This window comes from Pseudomonas sp. NFACC56-3 (genome assembly GCF_900100025.1).
Classification (GTDB): domain Bacteria; phylum Pseudomonadota; class Gammaproteobacteria; order Pseudomonadales; family Pseudomonadaceae; genus Aquipseudomonas; species Aquipseudomonas fluorescens_AA.
In genome coordinates, this window is record NZ_FMTK01000022.1 from 1 (window position 1) to 15,088 (window position 15,088).

The 15,088-nt window shown below is 58.8% G+C and carries 17 protein-coding genes; 9 read left to right on the top strand and 8 right to left on the bottom strand.

Translation table 11 applies throughout. The features are described from left to right. Positions 1-100: 100 nt before the first annotated feature. The gene (gene tyrS, locus BLO80_RS23530; RefSeq protein WP_092331183.1) at positions 101-1,300 is read right to left on the bottom strand and encodes a tyrosine--tRNA ligase; all 1,200 of its coding nucleotides are present in this window, start codon (positions 1,298-1,300) and stop codon (positions 101-103) included. A gap of 212 nt (positions 1,301-1,512) precedes the next feature. Between tyrS and BLO80_RS23535 the strand changes: the two genes are divergently transcribed. Together BLO80_RS23535 and BLO80_RS23540 are read left to right on the top strand one after the other, a co-directional pair. Then, positions 1,513-2,931 (top strand): peptidoglycan DD-metalloendopeptidase family protein, encoded by a 1,419-nt coding sequence (locus BLO80_RS23535; RefSeq protein WP_092331185.1) that lies wholly within the window; start codon positions 1,513-1,515, stop codon positions 2,929-2,931. 3 nt (positions 2,932-2,934) lie between these two features. Further along, positions 2,935-4,026, top strand: coding sequence for an anhydro-N-acetylmuramic acid kinase (locus BLO80_RS23540; protein WP_092331188.1), 1,092 nt, complete (start codon positions 2,935-2,937; stop codon positions 4,024-4,026). 68 nt (positions 4,027-4,094) lie between these two features. On the opposite strand, the gene erpA is transcribed toward BLO80_RS23540, so the two are convergent. Next, positions 4,095-4,445 (bottom strand): iron-sulfur cluster insertion protein ErpA, encoded by a 351-nt coding sequence (erpA, locus tag BLO80_RS23545; RefSeq protein WP_003177727.1) that lies wholly within the window; start codon positions 4,443-4,445, stop codon positions 4,095-4,097. A 106-nt stretch (positions 4,446-4,551) separates the two neighbouring features. Continuing rightward, positions 4,552-5,586: an N-acetyl-gamma-glutamyl-phosphate reductase gene (gene argC, locus BLO80_RS23550; protein WP_092331191.1), complete on the bottom strand. Its 1,035-nt coding sequence runs from the start codon at positions 5,584-5,586 to the stop codon at positions 4,552-4,554. A gap of 134 nt (positions 5,587-5,720) precedes the next feature. On the opposite strand from argC, the gene hemJ reads away from it, so the two are divergent. From hemJ to coq7, 6 genes are all read left to right on the top strand, one after another. Continuing rightward, entirely contained in the window at positions 5,721-6,152 is a 432-nt protein-coding gene (hemJ, locus tag BLO80_RS23555) for a protoporphyrinogen oxidase HemJ (protein WP_092331193.1), read from the top strand. Positions 6,153-6,186: 34 nt separating this feature from the next. Next, positions 6,187-7,155 carry an NAD(P)H-dependent flavin oxidoreductase gene (locus tag BLO80_RS23560; protein ID WP_092205519.1) on the top strand — a complete coding sequence of 323 codons (969 nt, stop codon included), beginning with the start codon at positions 6,187-6,189 and terminating at the stop codon, positions 7,153-7,155. A gap of 52 nt (positions 7,156-7,207) precedes the next feature. Beyond that, positions 7,208-8,167: a DUF805 domain-containing protein gene (locus BLO80_RS23565; protein ID WP_092331196.1), complete on the top strand. Its 960-nt coding sequence runs from the start codon at positions 7,208-7,210 to the stop codon at positions 8,165-8,167. A gap of 62 nt (positions 8,168-8,229) precedes the next feature. Beyond that, positions 8,230-9,018 carry an SDR family NAD(P)-dependent oxidoreductase gene (locus BLO80_RS23570; RefSeq protein ID WP_092169758.1) on the top strand — a complete coding sequence of 263 codons (789 nt, stop codon included), beginning with the start codon at positions 8,230-8,232 and terminating at the stop codon, positions 9,016-9,018. A gap of 82 nt (positions 9,019-9,100) precedes the next feature. Then, on the top strand, positions 9,101-9,439 hold the full coding sequence (locus BLO80_RS23575; protein ID WP_092331198.1) for a histidine triad nucleotide-binding protein: 339 nt from the start codon (positions 9,101-9,103) through the stop codon (positions 9,437-9,439). Between the two features lie 75 nt (positions 9,440-9,514). Beyond that, the gene (gene coq7 / locus BLO80_RS23580) at positions 9,515-10,162 is read left to right on the top strand and encodes a 2-polyprenyl-3-methyl-6-methoxy-1,4-benzoquinone monooxygenase (RefSeq protein WP_060740380.1); all 648 of its coding nucleotides are present in this window, start codon (positions 9,515-9,517) and stop codon (positions 10,160-10,162) included. A gap of 132 nt (positions 10,163-10,294) precedes the next feature. On the opposite strand, the gene BLO80_RS23585 is transcribed toward coq7, so the two are convergent. Next, a complete protein-coding gene (locus BLO80_RS23585) occupies positions 10,295-10,717 on the bottom strand; it encodes an OsmC family protein (protein ID WP_003206127.1) in 423 nt (140 codons plus the stop codon). A 235-nt stretch (positions 10,718-10,952) separates the two neighbouring features. On the opposite strand from BLO80_RS23585, the gene crp reads away from it, so the two are divergent. Further along, on the top strand, positions 10,953-11,597 hold the full coding sequence (gene crp / locus BLO80_RS23590; RefSeq protein WP_092331201.1) for a cAMP-activated global transcriptional regulator CRP: 645 nt from the start codon (positions 10,953-10,955) through the stop codon (positions 11,595-11,597). On the opposite strand, the gene BLO80_RS23595 is transcribed toward crp, so the two are convergent. Genes BLO80_RS23595 through BLO80_RS23610 form a run of 4 tightly spaced genes read right to left on the bottom strand, consistent with a single transcriptional unit; the run spans position 11,594 to position 14,784 of the window. Continuing rightward, positions 11,594-12,295, bottom strand: a complete 702-nt coding sequence (locus BLO80_RS23595; protein WP_092331203.1) for a lipoate--protein ligase family protein — start codon at positions 12,293-12,295, stop codon at positions 11,594-11,596. The two genes, crp and BLO80_RS23595, sit on opposite strands and share 4 nt — an antisense overlap. A 3-nt stretch (positions 12,296-12,298) precedes the next feature. Then, positions 12,299-13,135 carry an indole-3-glycerol phosphate synthase TrpC gene (trpC, locus tag BLO80_RS23600; RefSeq protein ID WP_092331206.1) on the bottom strand — a complete coding sequence of 279 codons (837 nt, stop codon included), beginning with the start codon at positions 13,133-13,135 and terminating at the stop codon, positions 12,299-12,301. After that, complete coding sequence (trpD, locus tag BLO80_RS23605) at positions 13,132-14,181, bottom strand: anthranilate phosphoribosyltransferase (protein ID WP_092331209.1); 1,050 nt, start codon at positions 14,179-14,181, stop codon at positions 13,132-13,134. Before trpD ends, trpC begins: the two co-directional genes overlap by 4 nt. Before the next feature lie 9 nt (positions 14,182-14,190). After that, positions 14,191-14,784, bottom strand: a complete 594-nt coding sequence (locus tag BLO80_RS23610; protein ID WP_060740375.1) for an aminodeoxychorismate/anthranilate synthase component II — start codon at positions 14,782-14,784, stop codon at positions 14,191-14,193. Positions 14,785-15,088: the final 304 nt, after the last annotated feature.

Sequence of the window (15,088 nt, forward strand, 5' to 3'; positions counted from 1 at the left end):
ACTTAACTCGTTGAATCTCAAGGAGTTTTCCGTTTCTACTGCGCCGGAAGTGGGGCGAATTATAGACGTCCAGAATCTGCCGTCAACCCTTAATTTCGCTTTATTCAGATTTCAGCGTAATACGTGCGAAAGCCTTCTTGCCGGCCTGACACACATGAGTAGAACCCAGCTCATATATATAGGTGCGATCCACAACCTCACCATCTATACGCACACCACCTGAACCCAGGAGATCTCGCGCCACCGCCGCATTCTTGACCAGGCCAGCCTTATTAAGGACCGCTGCAATTGGCATATTCTCGATAGCAGTCAACTCGATCTCTGGCAGATCATCCGGCAGCTCGCCATCCTTCATACGATTACCCGCCGCACGATGAGCATTGGCCGCAGCCTCCTCACCATGGAAACGCGCAACGATCTCTTCAGCCAGCTTGATCTTGATGTCCCGCGGATTGGCCCCGGCCTCTACATCGGCACGGAACGCATTGATCTCATCCATGGACCGGAAGCTCAGCAGCTCGAAGTAACGCCACATCAGCACATCAGGAATGGAGACCAGCTTGCTGTACATGACGCCTGGTGCTTCCTGGATCCCCACGTAGTTGCCCAACGACTTGGACATCTTCTTCACGCCATCCAAGCCTTCCAGCAATGGCATGGTCAGGATGCACTGCGCCTCTTGACCATAACCACGCTGCAACTCACGCCCCATCAACAGGTTGAACTTCTGGTCGGTACCGCCCAGCTCAACGTCCGCGCGCAACGCGACCGAGTCATAACCCTGAACAAGCGGGTAGAGAAACTCATGGATGGCGATTGGCTGATTGGTTGTGTAGCGCTTGTCGAAATCATCGCGCTCGAGCATGCGAGCCACGGTGTATTGGGACGTCAGGCGAATGAAATCCGCCGGCCCCATCTGATCCATCCAAGTGGAGTTGAATGCCACTTCGGTCTTGGCCGGATCAAGAATCTTGAAAACCTGAGTCTTGTAGGTCTCGGCGTTATCGAGAACCTGCTCGCGAGTCAATGGCGGGCGCGTAGCACTCTTCCCGCTTGGATCACCGATCATGCCGGTGAAGTCCCCGATAAGGAAGATGACCTGGTGCCCCAGATCCTGGAACTGGCGCAGCTTATTAATAAGCACGGTATGTCCCAGGTGCAGATCGGGCGCCGTCGGATCGAAACCAGCCTTGATGCGCAGCGGCTGCCCGCGCTTGAGCTTTTCGATCAGCTCGGACTCGACCAACAGTTCTTCCGCACCACGTTTGATCAGCGCTAGCTGCTCTTCAACCGACTTCATAACAGACCCGTAAGGCTCAGATTCAAAGGGCCCCAACCATACAAGATCGCGCACCAAATACAAGGTTTGCCCGGCGCACGGACGCCGATCCACAGAACAGAGCATTCGCGGGCTTGCTTCGCAGGGGTTTTGGTTATATTTTATACAGTTATTTCATCTTCATCATGTCATTCATCTTTTCCAATTCATCTTTTCAAAAGTCAAAATTACTTATGACCACAGAACCGTCTAAAGCGCCGCCGCTTTACCCAAAGACCCACCTGCTTGCCGCCAGCGGCATCGCAGCCCTTCTAAGCCTGGCGCTCCTGGTGTTCCCCTCCAGCGATGTTGAAGCCAAAAAGACGACTCTGAGTCTTGAACTGGAAAGCCCTGCTGAACAACTGACACAAGAACAAGACGCCGCCGAAGCCGTTCAAGCCACAAACGAACCGGCCGCCTCTCCTTTTGCGCAGATTGAAAACAGCCCGGAAGACACTGCCCAGGCCGCCGCTCCGGTAGAAGCGCCTGTCGTGGAAGAAAAGAAAGGACCGGAACATCGCGAAGTGATTGTTGCCAAGGGCGATACGCTTTCCACCCTCTTCGAAAAGGTTGGCCTGCCCTCCACATCGGTCCATGAAATCCTGGCCAGCGACAAGCAAGCCAAGCAATTCACTCAACTGCAACGCGGCCAGAAACTCGAATTCGAACTCAATCCAGACGGACAGCTGAACAATCTGCACACCAAGCTCAGCGACCTGGAAAGCATCACCCTGACCAAAAATGACAAGGGTTACGTATTCAACCGCATCACCGCCAAGCCTACCGTTCGCTCGGCCTACGTCCATGGCGTCATCAACAGTTCATTGTCCCAGTCCGCTGCCCGCGCAGGCCTTTCCCATAGCCTGACCATGGACATGGCCAGCGTCTTCGGCTACGACATCGACTTCGCCCAGGACATTCGCCAAGGTGACGAATTCGACGTCATCTATGAGCAGAAAGTGGTCAATGGCAAGAGCGTCGGCAACGGCCCGATCCTTTCCGCGCGTTTCACCAACCGCGGCAAGACATACACCGCGGTGCGCTACACCAACAAGCAAGGCAACAGCAGCTACTACACCGCCGACGGCAACAGCATGCGCAAGGCATTCATCCGCACACCGGTTGATTTCGCCCGCATCAGCTCGAAGTTCTCCGCCGGCCGCAAGCATCCGATCCTGAACAAGATCCGCGCCCATAAAGGTGTCGACTACGCCGCCCCCCGTGGTACGCCTATCAAGGCGGCCGGCGACGGCAAGGTATTACTGGCCGGACGTCGCGGCGGTTACGGCAATACCGTGATCATCCAGCACGGCAATACCTATCGCACGCTGTACGGCCACATGCAGGGCTTCGCCAAAGGCGTGAAGACTGGCGGCACCGTCAAGCAAGGCCAGGTGATCGGATACATCGGTACCACCGGGCTGTCCACCGGACCGCACTTGCACTATGAGTTCCAGGTCAACGGCGTCCATGTCGATCCGCTTGGCCAGAAGTTGCCGATGGCCGATCCGATCGCCAAGAGTGAGCGCGCGCGCTTCCTGGCACAAAGCCAACCCTTGATGGCTCGCATGGATCAAGAGAAAGCCACCCTGCTGGCCTCGAGCAAGCGCTAAGCCATGGCGCTCTATATCGGTGTGATGTCCGGGACCAGCCTGGATGGCTTGGATATCGCACTGATCGAACTGGCTCCGGCGATCAAATTGATTGCCACGCACTACATCCCCATGCCCGCCGCCCTGCGCGCCGAATTACTCGGACTGTGCAGCAGCGGGCCCGATGAAATCGCTCGCTCCGCCATTGCCCAGCAAAGCTGGGTAAAGCTGGCCGCCCAGGGTATCCATACCCTACTCGACGAACAGAAACTCAGGCCTCAAGACATCAGGGCGATTGGCAGCCACGGCCAGACCATCCGCCATGAACCAGCCCGTGGGTTTACCGTGCAAATCGGCAATCCGGCCCTGTTGAGCGAATTGACCGGCATCGCCGTCGTCAGCGATTTCCGCAGCCGTGATGTCGCTGCGGGCGGACAAGGCGCCCCACTGGTACCGGCGTTTCACGAAGCACTCTTCGAAGAACGCGCTGGTAATCGTGCCGTGTTGAATATCGGCGGCTTCAGCAATCTCAGTCTGATAGAGCCCGCAAAACCTGTAGCCGGTTTCGACTGTGGTCCAGGCAACGTATTGCTCGATGCCTGGATACATCAGCAACGAGGCGACCATTTCGACCGTGACGGCCAATGGGCTGCCAGCGGGAAAGTCGAGCCAGCCCTGCTCAAGGCACTGCTCAGAGATCCTTTCTTCGTCACCAAGGGGCCGAAAAGTACTGGCCGCGAGGTATTCAACCTGCCTTGGCTGAGCCAGCATTTGTCGCAGTTGCCAACCTTCGCCCCGCAAGACGTACAGGCAACGTTGCTCGAACTGACCGCTCTGACCATCGTCGAATCACTGCAGCATGCCCAAACGAATACCCAGGAGTTGCTGATTTGCGGCGGCGGCGCGCACAACCAGGCGCTCATGAAGCGCCTGGCCGAGTTGCTGCCGGATACCCGGGTCAGCAGTACGGCGGTGTATGGCGTGGACCCGGACTGGGTCGAAGCCATGGCTTTCGCCTGGCTCGCCCATTGCTGCCTTGAAGGCATTCCGGGCAATCGTCCGAGTGTCACTGGCGCCCGTGGCTTGCGCGTACTCGGCGCCATCTACCCGGCCTGAGATCAAGATCACGGACAAAAAAACGCCGCAGGGCCGTGAGGCACTGCGGCGTTTTTATTGGAGCTGTCTCAGATCGAGAACGAAGAACCGCACCCACAGGTCGTGGTGGCGTTAGGGTTCTTGATCACGAAGCGCGACCCTTCCAGACCTTCCTGATAATCCACCTCAGCACCTGCCAGGTACTGGAAGCTCATCGGATCGACCACCAGGCTGACCCCTTCGCGCTCGACGATGGTGTCGTCTTCGGCCACTTCCTCATCGAAAGTGAAGCCGTACTGGAAACCGGAACAACCGCCACCCGTAACAAATACGCGCAGCTTCAAACGATCATTGCCCTCTTCATCGACCAGGCTCTTCACCTTGTGCGCGGCACCGTGGGTGAATTGCAAAGCCGTGGGGGTGAAGGTTTCGACGCTCATGCTGAATATCTCCCGGCGCTTACGCCGCCATAATGCGTGATGGCGGGCATTATCCGCTTCTCCTACAAAATCGGTCAACTATTTGCGGAGCTGCGGCCAACTGCTTTCAAGGCAACATCCCCGCATGGGACAGCCCCAGGCGCTCATCCAGGCTGAACAGAATGTTCAGGTTCTGCACCGCCTGGCCCGACGCGCCCTTGACCAGGTTATCGATGACCGACAATACCACCACCAGGTCACCGTCCTGCGGGCGATGCACGGCGATCCGGCAAACGTTCGCACCGCGCACGCTGCGGGTCTCCGGATGGCTGCCAGCTGGCATTACGTCGACGAACGGTTCGTTGGCATAACGCTTTTCAAACAAGGCCTGCAGGTCCACCGAACGATCGACGACGGTCGCATAAAGGGTGGAATGGATGCCACGAATCATCGGCGTCAAGTGCGGCACGAAGGTCAGGCCGACGTCCTTGCCCGCTGCCCGGCGCAACCCCTGGCGAATTTCCGGCAGGTGGCGATGCCCCTTGACCGCGTACGCCTTCATGCTTTCCGACGTTTCGGAATACAGCGACCCGACACTGGCGCCACGCCCGGCGCCGCTGACCCCGGATTTGCAGTCGGCAATCAGACGCGAAGTATCGGCAAGACCGGCCTCAAGCAACGGCAAGAAGCCCAACTGTGTAGCGGTCGGATAGCAACCCGGTACGGCGATCAGTCGAGCCTGCTTGATTTTCTCGCGATTGACCTCCGGCAAGCCGTAGACCGCCTCCTCGAGCAACTCCGGCGCGCCGTGGGGCTGGCCGTACCATTTGGCCCACTCATCGGCGTCCTGCAGACGGAAGTCCGCCGACAGGTCGATCACCTTGGTTCCAGCGGCCAGCAGTTCACCGGCCAGGGCGTGGGCGACACCGTGGGGCGTGGCGAAGAACACCACATCGCAGGCACCAAGGGTCTTGACGTCCGGAACGCTGAACGCCAGGCCGTCGTAATGGCCTCGCAGGTTCGGATACATGTCGGCGACGGCCAGGCCGGCCTCGGATCGGGAAGTGATGACCACCACCTCAGCCTGCGGATGCTGTGCCAGAAGACGCAGCAGTTCGACACCGGTGTAACCCGTGCCGCCGACGATACCGACCTTGACCATAAACCTGCCCTCAACGAACCCACTGGAAAGCCGTCGATGATAGGGGCCGCGGGGCGTGGCGACAACCGTCAAGGTGACGTGTGACCGCTCCAACCTCTACTATCGGGCTACCGTGAATCGAGGAATAACTAAAAATGCTCTATCTGTGGCTCAAAGCACTTCACATTGTCAGCATGGTCTGCTGGTTCGCCGGCCTGTTCTACCTGCCCCGCCTGTTTGTCTATCACGCCCAAAGCGAAGACAGTGTCAGCAAAGAGCGCTTCAGCGTCATGGAGCGCAAGCTGTACCGCGGCATCATGGGCCCGGCGATGATTGCCACCTTGGTATTCGGCATCGGGTTGCTCAGCCTCAATGCCGGCGCCTACTTCACCCAGGGAGGCTGGATGCACGCCAAGTTGGCCCTGGTCGTGCTGCTGATCGGTTACCACCATATGTGCGGCGCCCAGGTAAAGCGCTTCGCCCGTGGCGAAAACACCCGCAGCCATGTCTTTTATCGCTGGTTCAATGAAGTGCCGGTTCTGATATTGCTGGCTATCGTAATTCTGGTCGTCGTTCGACCGTTCTAACCTCCAATCAGCATCCATTTCCGGGGTACTTCCAATGTCGTTGCCCGCTCTGCTTGAACAACGCTTGCGACTGCCCGTCGTGGCGGCGCCAATGTTCCTGATTTCCAATCCACAACTGGTGCTGGCCTGCTGCCGCAATGGCATTGTCGGCAGCTTTCCGGCGTTGAACCAGCGCGAAAGCAGCGGCTTCAAGGCCTGGCTGGAAGAAATCGAAGCCGGCTTGGCAACCCTGGAAAACCCGGCGCCCTACGCGGTAAACCTGATTGTTCATCACAGCAATCCGCGACTTCAGGCCGACCTGGCCATCTGCATCGAACACAAGGTGCCGATCGTCATCACCAGCCTGGGTGCGGTGAAAGAGCTGGTGGACGCGGTTCACGGCTACGGCGGCCTGGTGTTCCATGACGTGACGACCCGACGGCATGCCGAGAAAGCCGCCGAAGCCGGTGTCGATGGCTTGATCGCCGTAGCCGCTGGTGCAGGTGGGCACGCCGGGACCTGGAGCCCGTTTTCACTGATTGCCGAGATCCGGCAGTTTTTCGATAAGACCCTGCTGCTGGCAGGGTGCCTGAACCACGGCCATCAGATCTTGGCCGCACAATTGCTCGGTGCGGATCTGGCCTACTTCGGTACGCGCTTTATCGGTACGAGCGAAAGCCACGCACCTGACGCTTATAAAGAGATGTTGCTCACATCCAGAGCCGCAGACATCGTGCATACTCCCGCTGTATCCGGGGTGCCGGCCAGTTTCATGCGCCAGAGCCTGGAGAACGCCGGTTTCGATCTGGCCGCCCTGCAGAACAAAGGCGCGGTGGATTTTGGCTCGAAACTCAAACCGCTGAACGATGAAGCCAAGGCCTGGAAAACCGTATGGTCCGCTGGCCAGGGCGTGGGTGAAATCGATGATTTGCCCAGCGTCGATCAGTTGGTGGCACGCCTGGATGAAGAATACCGTCAGGCACAAGCCCGGGCGGCGCAGCTTGGCGGGCAATGGCCCCGCTGAATCAGCCTGAACACAACAACTCATCAACTTATTAGAGACAAGGATGCCGGGCATGAGCGAAACCCGTTTCAACATCGTATTCGACGGCGGCCTGATGCCGGGCGTCGATACCACCACCGCCAAACTCAACCTCGCCGAGCTGTTCAAAAGCGATGTCAGCGCCATTGAACGACTGTTCACCGGTCGCAAGGTAGCCCTCAAAAGCAACCTGTCCCAGAGCGAGGCGCAGCAGTACCTGGAAGCGCTCAACAAGAGCGGAATCGATGCCAGGATCGAAGCCGAACCCGTCGTCCAACTGAACCTTGACGAGGTACAGGAGGCACAGCAACCGAGCGGACGCCATCCCGATTCGATCGTCGAGCCCGTCTCGCCATACGCGCCTCCCCGCGCCCAAGTCGGTGAAGCGCTTGCCGAGTACGGCACACTCAAGCCCTTCAGCTTCGACGGGCGTATCGGCCGTCTACGCTACCTGGCCTGGACCATGGTATTGACCCTGGCCCTACTGCCCTTGGTCGGCATAGGCTTCTGGTTGGCCACGGCCTGGCTGCTGGCATCCGACTCGGTCGCGGGACTCATCGTCGGCGGCCTGCTCGCCGCAGTCGTCGTGCTAGCCTTTGCCTTCGTGAGTATCCAGTTCAACGTCCAGCGCCTGCATGATCTCGGCTGGTCGGGGTGGTTGTGGCTGATCAACCTGGTTCCGTTCGTGGGCAGCATCTTCCCCTTCATCCTCATCATCGCTCCGGGCAATACCGGCGCAAACCAGTATGGCCCCCCGCCGCCGCGCAATACCACAGCGGTCAAATTGCTGGCCTCGCTCTGGCTGGTGATGATCGTCTTGATTTTCATGGCCACCTTTGCCGGCATCTTCGGGGCCCTTCAGCAGGACTACGACAGCAGCCTGAGCAGCTATGAAAGCAGCGAGTCCAGCAACGAAACCTCTGAAGAGCCCGCCGTCGAGGCAGCCGAGCCCGCTGCGCCTTCTGTAGACTATGAAGAAGAAGAGGAACAATAAGCGCGCTTCATGCCGGTGACAGCCCAGTCAACTGGCGGCGGGCTATTGCGATGGAGAACTGCATGACCCGTTACGCACTGATCACTGGCGCTTCCAGCGGTATCGGCCTGGCCATGGCCGAAGCGCTGGCCCGGCGCGGCCGCAACCTGATACTGGTGGCTCGACAGCGTGATCGGCTGGAAAGTATTGCAATCGAACTGACTCAGCGGTTTGGCGTGGAAGTATTGTTCCGGGCCTGTGACCTGGGCGAACCGCTGAGGCTTTCAGGCTTTCTGCTGGAACTGGAGGAAGGCGAGCGGCAGATCGATCTGCTGGTCAATTGTGCTGGCATCGGCACCAGCGGACCGTTCCTGGGCCAGGACTGGATGACCGAGCAGGACCTGATCGAAGTCAACATTCTCGCCCTGACACGGCTTTGTCACGCCATCGGTAATAGCATGGCGCTGCTCGGCGGCGGCCAGATCCTCAACGTTGCCTCGATCGCCGCATTCCAACCCGGCCCCTGGATGAGTACTTACTACGCCAGCAAGGCCTATGTACTGCATTTCTCCGAAGCCCTGCGAGTTGAACTGAAGAAATGCGCGATCAAGGTCTCGGTGCTTTGCCCGGGACCGACCCGGACCGGCTTTTTCGCCAGGGCGCAAATGGACGAACAGAAACTCATCGACAGCAAGTGGCTGATGAGCCCGGAGGAAGTTGCCCTGTACGCCGTCCGCGCACTGGACAAGAACCGCGCCATCATCATTCCTGGACGCCGCAATCGCTGGCTGGCCGCATTGCCGCGACTGGGATCGCGATGGTTGGTGCGGAGCATCGCCGGCATGATCAACAAGGCTTATTGCCCGCGCTGATCCCTTCACGTTGAACAACCAGGCGCCTCAACCGGAGCCTTCATGACATCGGACCTTGACGAACCCAACGGAGAAAACAGCTGTGGATACCCTGTTTACCAAGATCATCAACCGGGAAATCCCGGCAAAGATCATCTACGAGGATGACCAGGTACTGGCCTTCCACGACATCGCCCCGCAGGCACCCGTGCATTTTTTGGTCATTCCGAAAAAACCGATCCGTACGCTCAATGAGCTCACCGAAGAAGACAAGGGCCTGGCCGGGCACATTCTGTTCACTGCCCAGCGCCTGGCGCTGGAGTTGGGCTGTGAAGAAGGTTTTCGCGTGGTGATGAATTGCAATGAACTGGGTGGGCAGACGGTCTATCACATTCATATGCATGTGCTGGGTCAGCGCCAGATGCACTGGCCGCCGGGCTGATACCCCTGACCCAGTGCAAATCTTCGGCGGCCGATTGGGTTAAACTGGCCGCTGTGATTTTTCCCGGAGGTAAGCATGACTACCCAACGTCACTACTCGCCGATTGACCGTCTGTTGCTGCAAGCCGATACCGCGATGCGCACCCTGCTGCCCTTCAGTGGCCAGCCGTACCGCCCATCACCGGCTATCGTGCAGCCGGACGCGCAACTGAGTGACGAGCAAACCCGCCACGTCGCCGGACTGATGCGTATCAACCACACCGGCGAAGTCTGTGCTCAGGCGCTGTATCAGGGCCAAGCGCTGACAGCGAAGCTGCCCCAGGTGCGTGAGGCAATGGAACACGCCGCCGAGGAAGAAATCGACCATCTGGTCTGGTGCGAGCAACGCATTCGCCAACTGGGCAGCCACACCAGCGTCCTGAACCCGCTGTTCTACGGGATGTCGTTCGGAATCGGCGCCGTCGCCGGCCTGATCAGCGATAAAGTCAGCCTCGGCTTCGTTGCCGCGACCGAGCATCAGGTGTGCAAGCACTTGAACGAACATCTGGAGCAACTGCCGGCCGAGGATGAAAAGTCCCGGGCGATCCTCGAGCAGATGCGCGTGGATGAAGAACACCATGCCGAAAGTGCGCTTGACGCCGGCGGTTTCCGTTTTCCGGCCCCGGTGAAGTTCGGCATGAGCCTGCTGGCCAAGGTCATGACCAAGAGCACCTATCGGATTTGACGGAAATGGGGGACTGGATAACCCATCCCCATTGCAACGCCAATGAAAAAGGCGACTTCCAGCGGGAGTCGCCTTTTTCTTCAGCTCAGGATTTCAATGCGGCGAGTTGCGGGCTTCGCCATCGAGATCGACTCAACCCAATTCGATGATTTCATAATCGTGGGTGATTTCGACTCCAGCGGCACCGAGCATGATCGAAGCCGAGCAGTATTTCTCGGCGGACAGCTCGATGGCCCGCTTGACCTGGGCTTCCTTCAAGGCTCGCCCCTTCACCACGAAGTGCATGTGGATCTTGGTAAATACCTTTGGATCTTCGGTGGCACGCTCCGCTTCCAGGAACGCTTCGCAGCTTTCGACGGCCTGGCGGGACTTTTTAAGAATGCTGACCACGTCGAAATTGCTGCAACCGCCGACGCCCAGCAGGAGCATTTCCATCGGCCGAACACCCAGGTTCCGACCACCGGCCTCTGGCGGGCCGTCCATGACGACCACATGACCACTGCCTGACTCACCGAGGAACATGGCTTCGCCAGCCCATTGGATGCGTGCCTTCATCGCCAAGACTCCACTGTTAAAAAAGGGTCGCCAGCTTAGCACAGCGCTTCGCCATGACCGCTCTTCGTCTTAGGAGCACCGTCCTGTCAGCCTGTAGGTAAATTCTCAAATCTATTAAGGACGCCTCTGTTAAGCTGGCGCCAACTCACTGGCGTATGGCCATCTTTTAGCGATAGCTATTCGCCTTCATACAAAAAACAAACCACCACACCGCGCAGTCTTTCGGGATACAACCATGGTTGCCATTACTCCCACGTTCAAGATCAAGAATCTCGACAAGCTCTTGATGCATTGTCAGCGCCGCCGCTACCCAGCCAAACACAACATCATTTGTGCGGGAGATCGTTCCGAGACGCTGTTTTTCATCATCAAGGGCTCGGTCACTATCCTGATAGAAGATGATGACGGTCGGGAAATGATCATCGCCTACCTCAATTCCGGAGATTTTTTCGGTGAGCTGGGGTTGTTCGAACAGGCGGGCAAGGAACAGGAACGCAGTGCCTGGGTGCGGACCAAGATCGAATGTGAAGTTGCGGAAATCAGCTACACCAAATTTCGAGAACTGTCCCTGCAAGACCCAGACATTCTTTACGTCCTCAGCGGACAAATCGCACAGCGCCTGCGCAATACCACCCGCAAGGTCGGCGATCTCGCATTTTTCGACGTCACCGGACGTGTCGCACGTTGCCTGTTGGAACTGTGCAAGCAGCCCGATGCCATGACCCACCCGGACGGCATGCAGATCAAGGTGACCCGCCAGGAGATTGGCCGGATTGTCGGTTGCTCGCGTGAAATGGTCGGTCGCGTACTCAAGGACCTGGAAGAGCGCAACCTGGTCAACGTCAAAGGCAAGACCATGGTGGTGTTCGGAACGCGTTAAGCACCCAGCAGCTGGGTCTGCAGTTCCCGGTACAGCACCTCGAGTCGCTCCAGTGCGTGAGGTGCCGGGAATTTTTCACGCAAGGCAATGTGACTCTCGGCACGCACTCGCTGCTCCAGGCCACAGGCCTCATTGAAGCGATTGACTGCCGCGACCATGGCTTCGCGCTCGTTCTCCAGCAAAAGCGCGCCATGCACCAGCCCCACCGGACGTTGACCGCCCTTGCTCTGGCGCCAGCGCTGAGCGGTGCCGACCATTTTCCGACCGTCGAGGTTGACGTTGAAGCGCCCGTCGCAAAAGGCCCCTTCCACTTCTCCCAGCGAAGCCACCCCGCCCAATTCATCCAACAACTGGCAGATGGGGTCGCACAACCGGCGATACCCGGTTTCGATGCGGCCGTGGTCGCCTTCGCTGCGCGGTGGCGCGTAGACCAAGGCGATATTGACGGTAGCGGCCGATTGCGGCACTGGCTCACCACCGGTTTCACGCAACAGGACTGGCCAACCTTGGGCGGCCGATACTTCACTGGCGTGTTCGAACCCCGGCAGCCGACTCAAGCGACGCGGCATGACCAGCGCGCGGTCATTGGGCTGCCAGAACAGCAGGCCGAACTCGGCGTCGCCCGCGCAGATGCTGGCCAACAGGTCCTGTTCGGCTTGCAGGCCAGCTTCGACGCCGAGGGCAATCACAGGCGACATGGCTCAGTCCAGCGTCGAGCCGCTCACCGGCAGGCCTCGTTCAGGAAAGAACAGTCGCTGCAATTCAGTACCCGGGTTCTCGGCTCGCATGAACGCCTCGCCCACCAGGAACGAGTACACATCGCTGACTTCCATCAACTCGACATCGGCCCGGTTGAGGATGCCGCTTTCAGTGATGACCAAACGATCACGCGGGATGCGTGGCAACAGGTCCAGGGTGGTTTCCAGGCTGACTTCAAACGTGTGCAGGTTGCGGTTGTTCACGCCGACCAGTTTGGTATCGAGGGTTTTCAGGGCTCGCTCCAACTCGTCGCCGTCATGGACTTCCACCAGGACATCCAGCCCGACGCTCTTGGCCACGGCCGCCAGCTCGGCCATTTTCACGTCATCCAGGGCAGAGACGATCAACAGCACGCAATCGGCGCCCAGCGCACGCGCCTCGACGATCTGGTACGGGTCGATCATGAAGTCCTTGCGGATCACCGGCAACTTGCACGCCGCCCGCGCCTGCTTCAGGTAGTCATCGGCCCCTTGGAAAAAGTCGACGTCGGTCAGCACCGAGAGGCAAGTCGCACCGCCTTTCTCGTAGCTTCGTGCGATGTCGGCCGGGACGAAGTGCTCACGAATCACGCCCTTGCTGGGAGAAGCCTTCTTGATTTCGGCAATCACCGCCGGCTGTTTTTTCTTGGCCTGATCCACCAGCGCCTTGGCAAAACCGCGCGGCGCATCCGCTGAACGCGCCAGGTTTTCCAGCTCGGCCAGACTGACGCGAGCACTGCGCTCAGCCACTTCCTGGGCCTTGCGAGCCAGAATTTTTTCCAGAACCGTTGGCACGCTCATCCTTCGTTCTCCACTTTGAATACGGCGGTAAATGCACCCAACTCTTCGAGTTTTTCCCTGGCCAGGCCAGTGTGCAGTGCGTCATGGGCCAGTTCCACGCCTTGCTTGAGGTTGCTGGCGTGGTCGGCGGCATACAGCGCAGCACCGGCATTGAGCACGATCATCTCGGCGGCTTTCTGTCCATTCTCGGTCTTGCGGCGCCCCAGGGCATCGCGGATCAGCTCCAGCGACTGGGCCGGGCCATCGACCGCCAGGCCATGCAAGCTCTGGCTTTTCATGCCGAGGTCTTCAGGTTCGACCCAATACTCGCTGATCTGATCATTTTTTAGTTCGGCCACGAATGTGGGGGCCGCCAGGCTGAATTCATCCAGGCCATCCTTCGAATGAACCACCAGCACGTGCTTGCTGCCAAGGCGTTGCAGGACTTCGGCCAATGGCCGGCACAACGCCTGGCTGAACACCCCAACCACTTGATGCTTCACGCCGGCCGGATTCGTAAGCGGGCCGAGCATGTTGAACAGCGTACGCAGGCCCAGGTCACGGCGCGGCGCGGCGGCGTGTTTCATGGCACGGTGATGGGTCTGGGCAAACATGAAACCAATGCCGACATTGTCGATGCAGCGTGCCACTTGAATCGGCGTCAGGTTCAGGTAGATGCCGGCGGCCTCCAGCAAATCGGCACTGCCGCTCTTGCCTGAGACCGCGCGGTTACCGTGCTTGGCAACGGTGCAACCGGCCGCCGCGACCACAAACGACGAGGCGGTGGAAACGTTGAAGATATTGGCGCCATCACCACCGGTGCCGACCACGTCGACCACGCCGTCCAGCGTCTTGAGTTCGACCTTGTCCGCCAGTTCACGCATCACCGACACGGCGCCGACGATTTCATCGATGCTCTCGCTCTTCATGCGCATGGCCATCATGAACGCGCCGATCTGCGCATCCGTGCATTGGCCGGTCATGATTTCGCGCATCACGTCGCGCATCTCGTCGGTGCTCAGGTCGAGATGGCCGACGATACGGCTCAGGGCTGTCTTGATATCCATGAAAAGTCCTTAGCGCGTGCCGCCGGTTTGTTTGAGGAAGTTGGCGAACAACTCGTGGCCCTGCTCGGTGAGAATAGACTCGGGATGAAATTGCACCCCTTCTATATTCAGTGTCTTGTGGCGCAGCCCCATGATTTCATCGACCGAGCCGTCTTCAAGCTGGGTCCAGGCCGTTAACTCCAGGCAGTCAGGCAGCGTTTCGCGCTTGACGATCAAGGAGTGGTAGCGGGTTACGGTGAGCGGACGATTCAGTCCCTCGAATACACCCTTGTCCTCGTGGAATACCGGGCTAGTCTTACCGTGCATGACTTGTCGGGCGCGCACGACATCGCCACCGAACGCTTGGCCGATCGACTGATGCCCCAGGCAGACGCCCAGGATCGGCAGCTTGCCGGCGAAATACTTGATGGCATCGATGGAAATGCCCGCCTCGGTCGGCGTGCAAGGGCCGGGAGAAACCACGATGCGCTCAGGCTTGAGGGCTTCGATTTCGGCGATGGTCAGTTCGTCGTTGCGCACGACCTTGACCTCGGAGCCCAGCTCGCCAAGGTATTGCACAACGTTGTAGGTAAAAGAGTCGTAGTTATCGATCATCAGCAACATGGCGTAAGCAACCTATTGAATTCACTGACTTTAAATACAGCCTTCAGAGAGTGACCCGCACACTGCTGCGCTTGGCGAAGCGATTGACGCCCCAGCGAAGCGGCTCTACAAGCGGGTAAAGAAGGCAAATCGGTACAGGTCCGGCAAGGCCGGCGGAGAATGTTCAGGCGCGCCAACGCCAACGGGCGTGTGCCTTGATCATTTGATCCAGAAGTTTGCTGGCAATCGACACAGGGGAAGTCTCGTTCATACGTTCCGGCACAGTAGCTTAGCTGGGCGGAGCACGCAATATGACCGTTCCCGA

Excerpts from the sequence above, each read along its gene's own strand:
- tyrS (WP_092331183.1), bottom strand. The coding sequence starts at position 1,300 with ATGAAGTCGGTTGAAGAGCAGCTAGCGCTGATCAAACGTGGTGCGGAA.
- BLO80_RS23535 (WP_092331185.1), top strand. The coding sequence starts at position 1,513 with ATGACCACAGAACCGTCTAAAGCGCCGCCGCTTTACCCAAAGACCCAC.
- BLO80_RS23540 (WP_092331188.1), top strand. The coding sequence starts at position 2,935 with ATGGCGCTCTATATCGGTGTGATGTCCGGGACCAGCCTGGATGGCTTG.
- erpA (WP_003177727.1), bottom strand. The coding sequence starts at position 4,445 with ATGAGCGTCGAAACCTTCACCCCCACGGCTTTGCAATTCACCCACGGT.
- argC (WP_092331191.1), bottom strand. The coding sequence starts at position 5,586 with ATGGTCAAGGTCGGTATCGTCGGCGGCACGGGTTACACCGGTGTCGAA.
- hemJ (WP_092331193.1), top strand. The coding sequence starts at position 5,721 with ATGCTCTATCTGTGGCTCAAAGCACTTCACATTGTCAGCATGGTCTGC.
- BLO80_RS23560 (WP_092205519.1), top strand. The coding sequence starts at position 6,187 with ATGTCGTTGCCCGCTCTGCTTGAACAACGCTTGCGACTGCCCGTCGTG.
- BLO80_RS23565 (WP_092331196.1), top strand. The coding sequence starts at position 7,208 with ATGAGCGAAACCCGTTTCAACATCGTATTCGACGGCGGCCTGATGCCG.
- BLO80_RS23570 (WP_092169758.1), top strand. The coding sequence starts at position 8,230 with ATGACCCGTTACGCACTGATCACTGGCGCTTCCAGCGGTATCGGCCTG.
- coq7 (WP_060740380.1), top strand. The coding sequence starts at position 9,515 with ATGACTACCCAACGTCACTACTCGCCGATTGACCGTCTGTTGCTGCAA.
- BLO80_RS23585 (WP_003206127.1), bottom strand. The coding sequence starts at position 10,717 with ATGAAGGCACGCATCCAATGGGCTGGCGAAGCCATGTTCCTCGGTGAG.
- crp (WP_092331201.1), top strand. The coding sequence starts at position 10,953 with ATGGTTGCCATTACTCCCACGTTCAAGATCAAGAATCTCGACAAGCTC.
- BLO80_RS23595 (WP_092331203.1), bottom strand. The coding sequence starts at position 12,295 with ATGTCGCCTGTGATTGCCCTCGGCGTCGAAGCTGGCCTGCAAGCCGAA.
- trpC (WP_092331206.1), bottom strand. The coding sequence starts at position 13,135 with ATGAGCGTGCCAACGGTTCTGGAAAAAATTCTGGCTCGCAAGGCCCAG.
- trpD (WP_092331209.1), bottom strand. The coding sequence starts at position 14,181 with ATGGATATCAAGACAGCCCTGAGCCGTATCGTCGGCCATCTCGACCTG.
- BLO80_RS23610 (WP_060740375.1), bottom strand. The coding sequence starts at position 14,784 with ATGTTGCTGATGATCGATAACTACGACTCTTTTACCTACAACGTTGTG.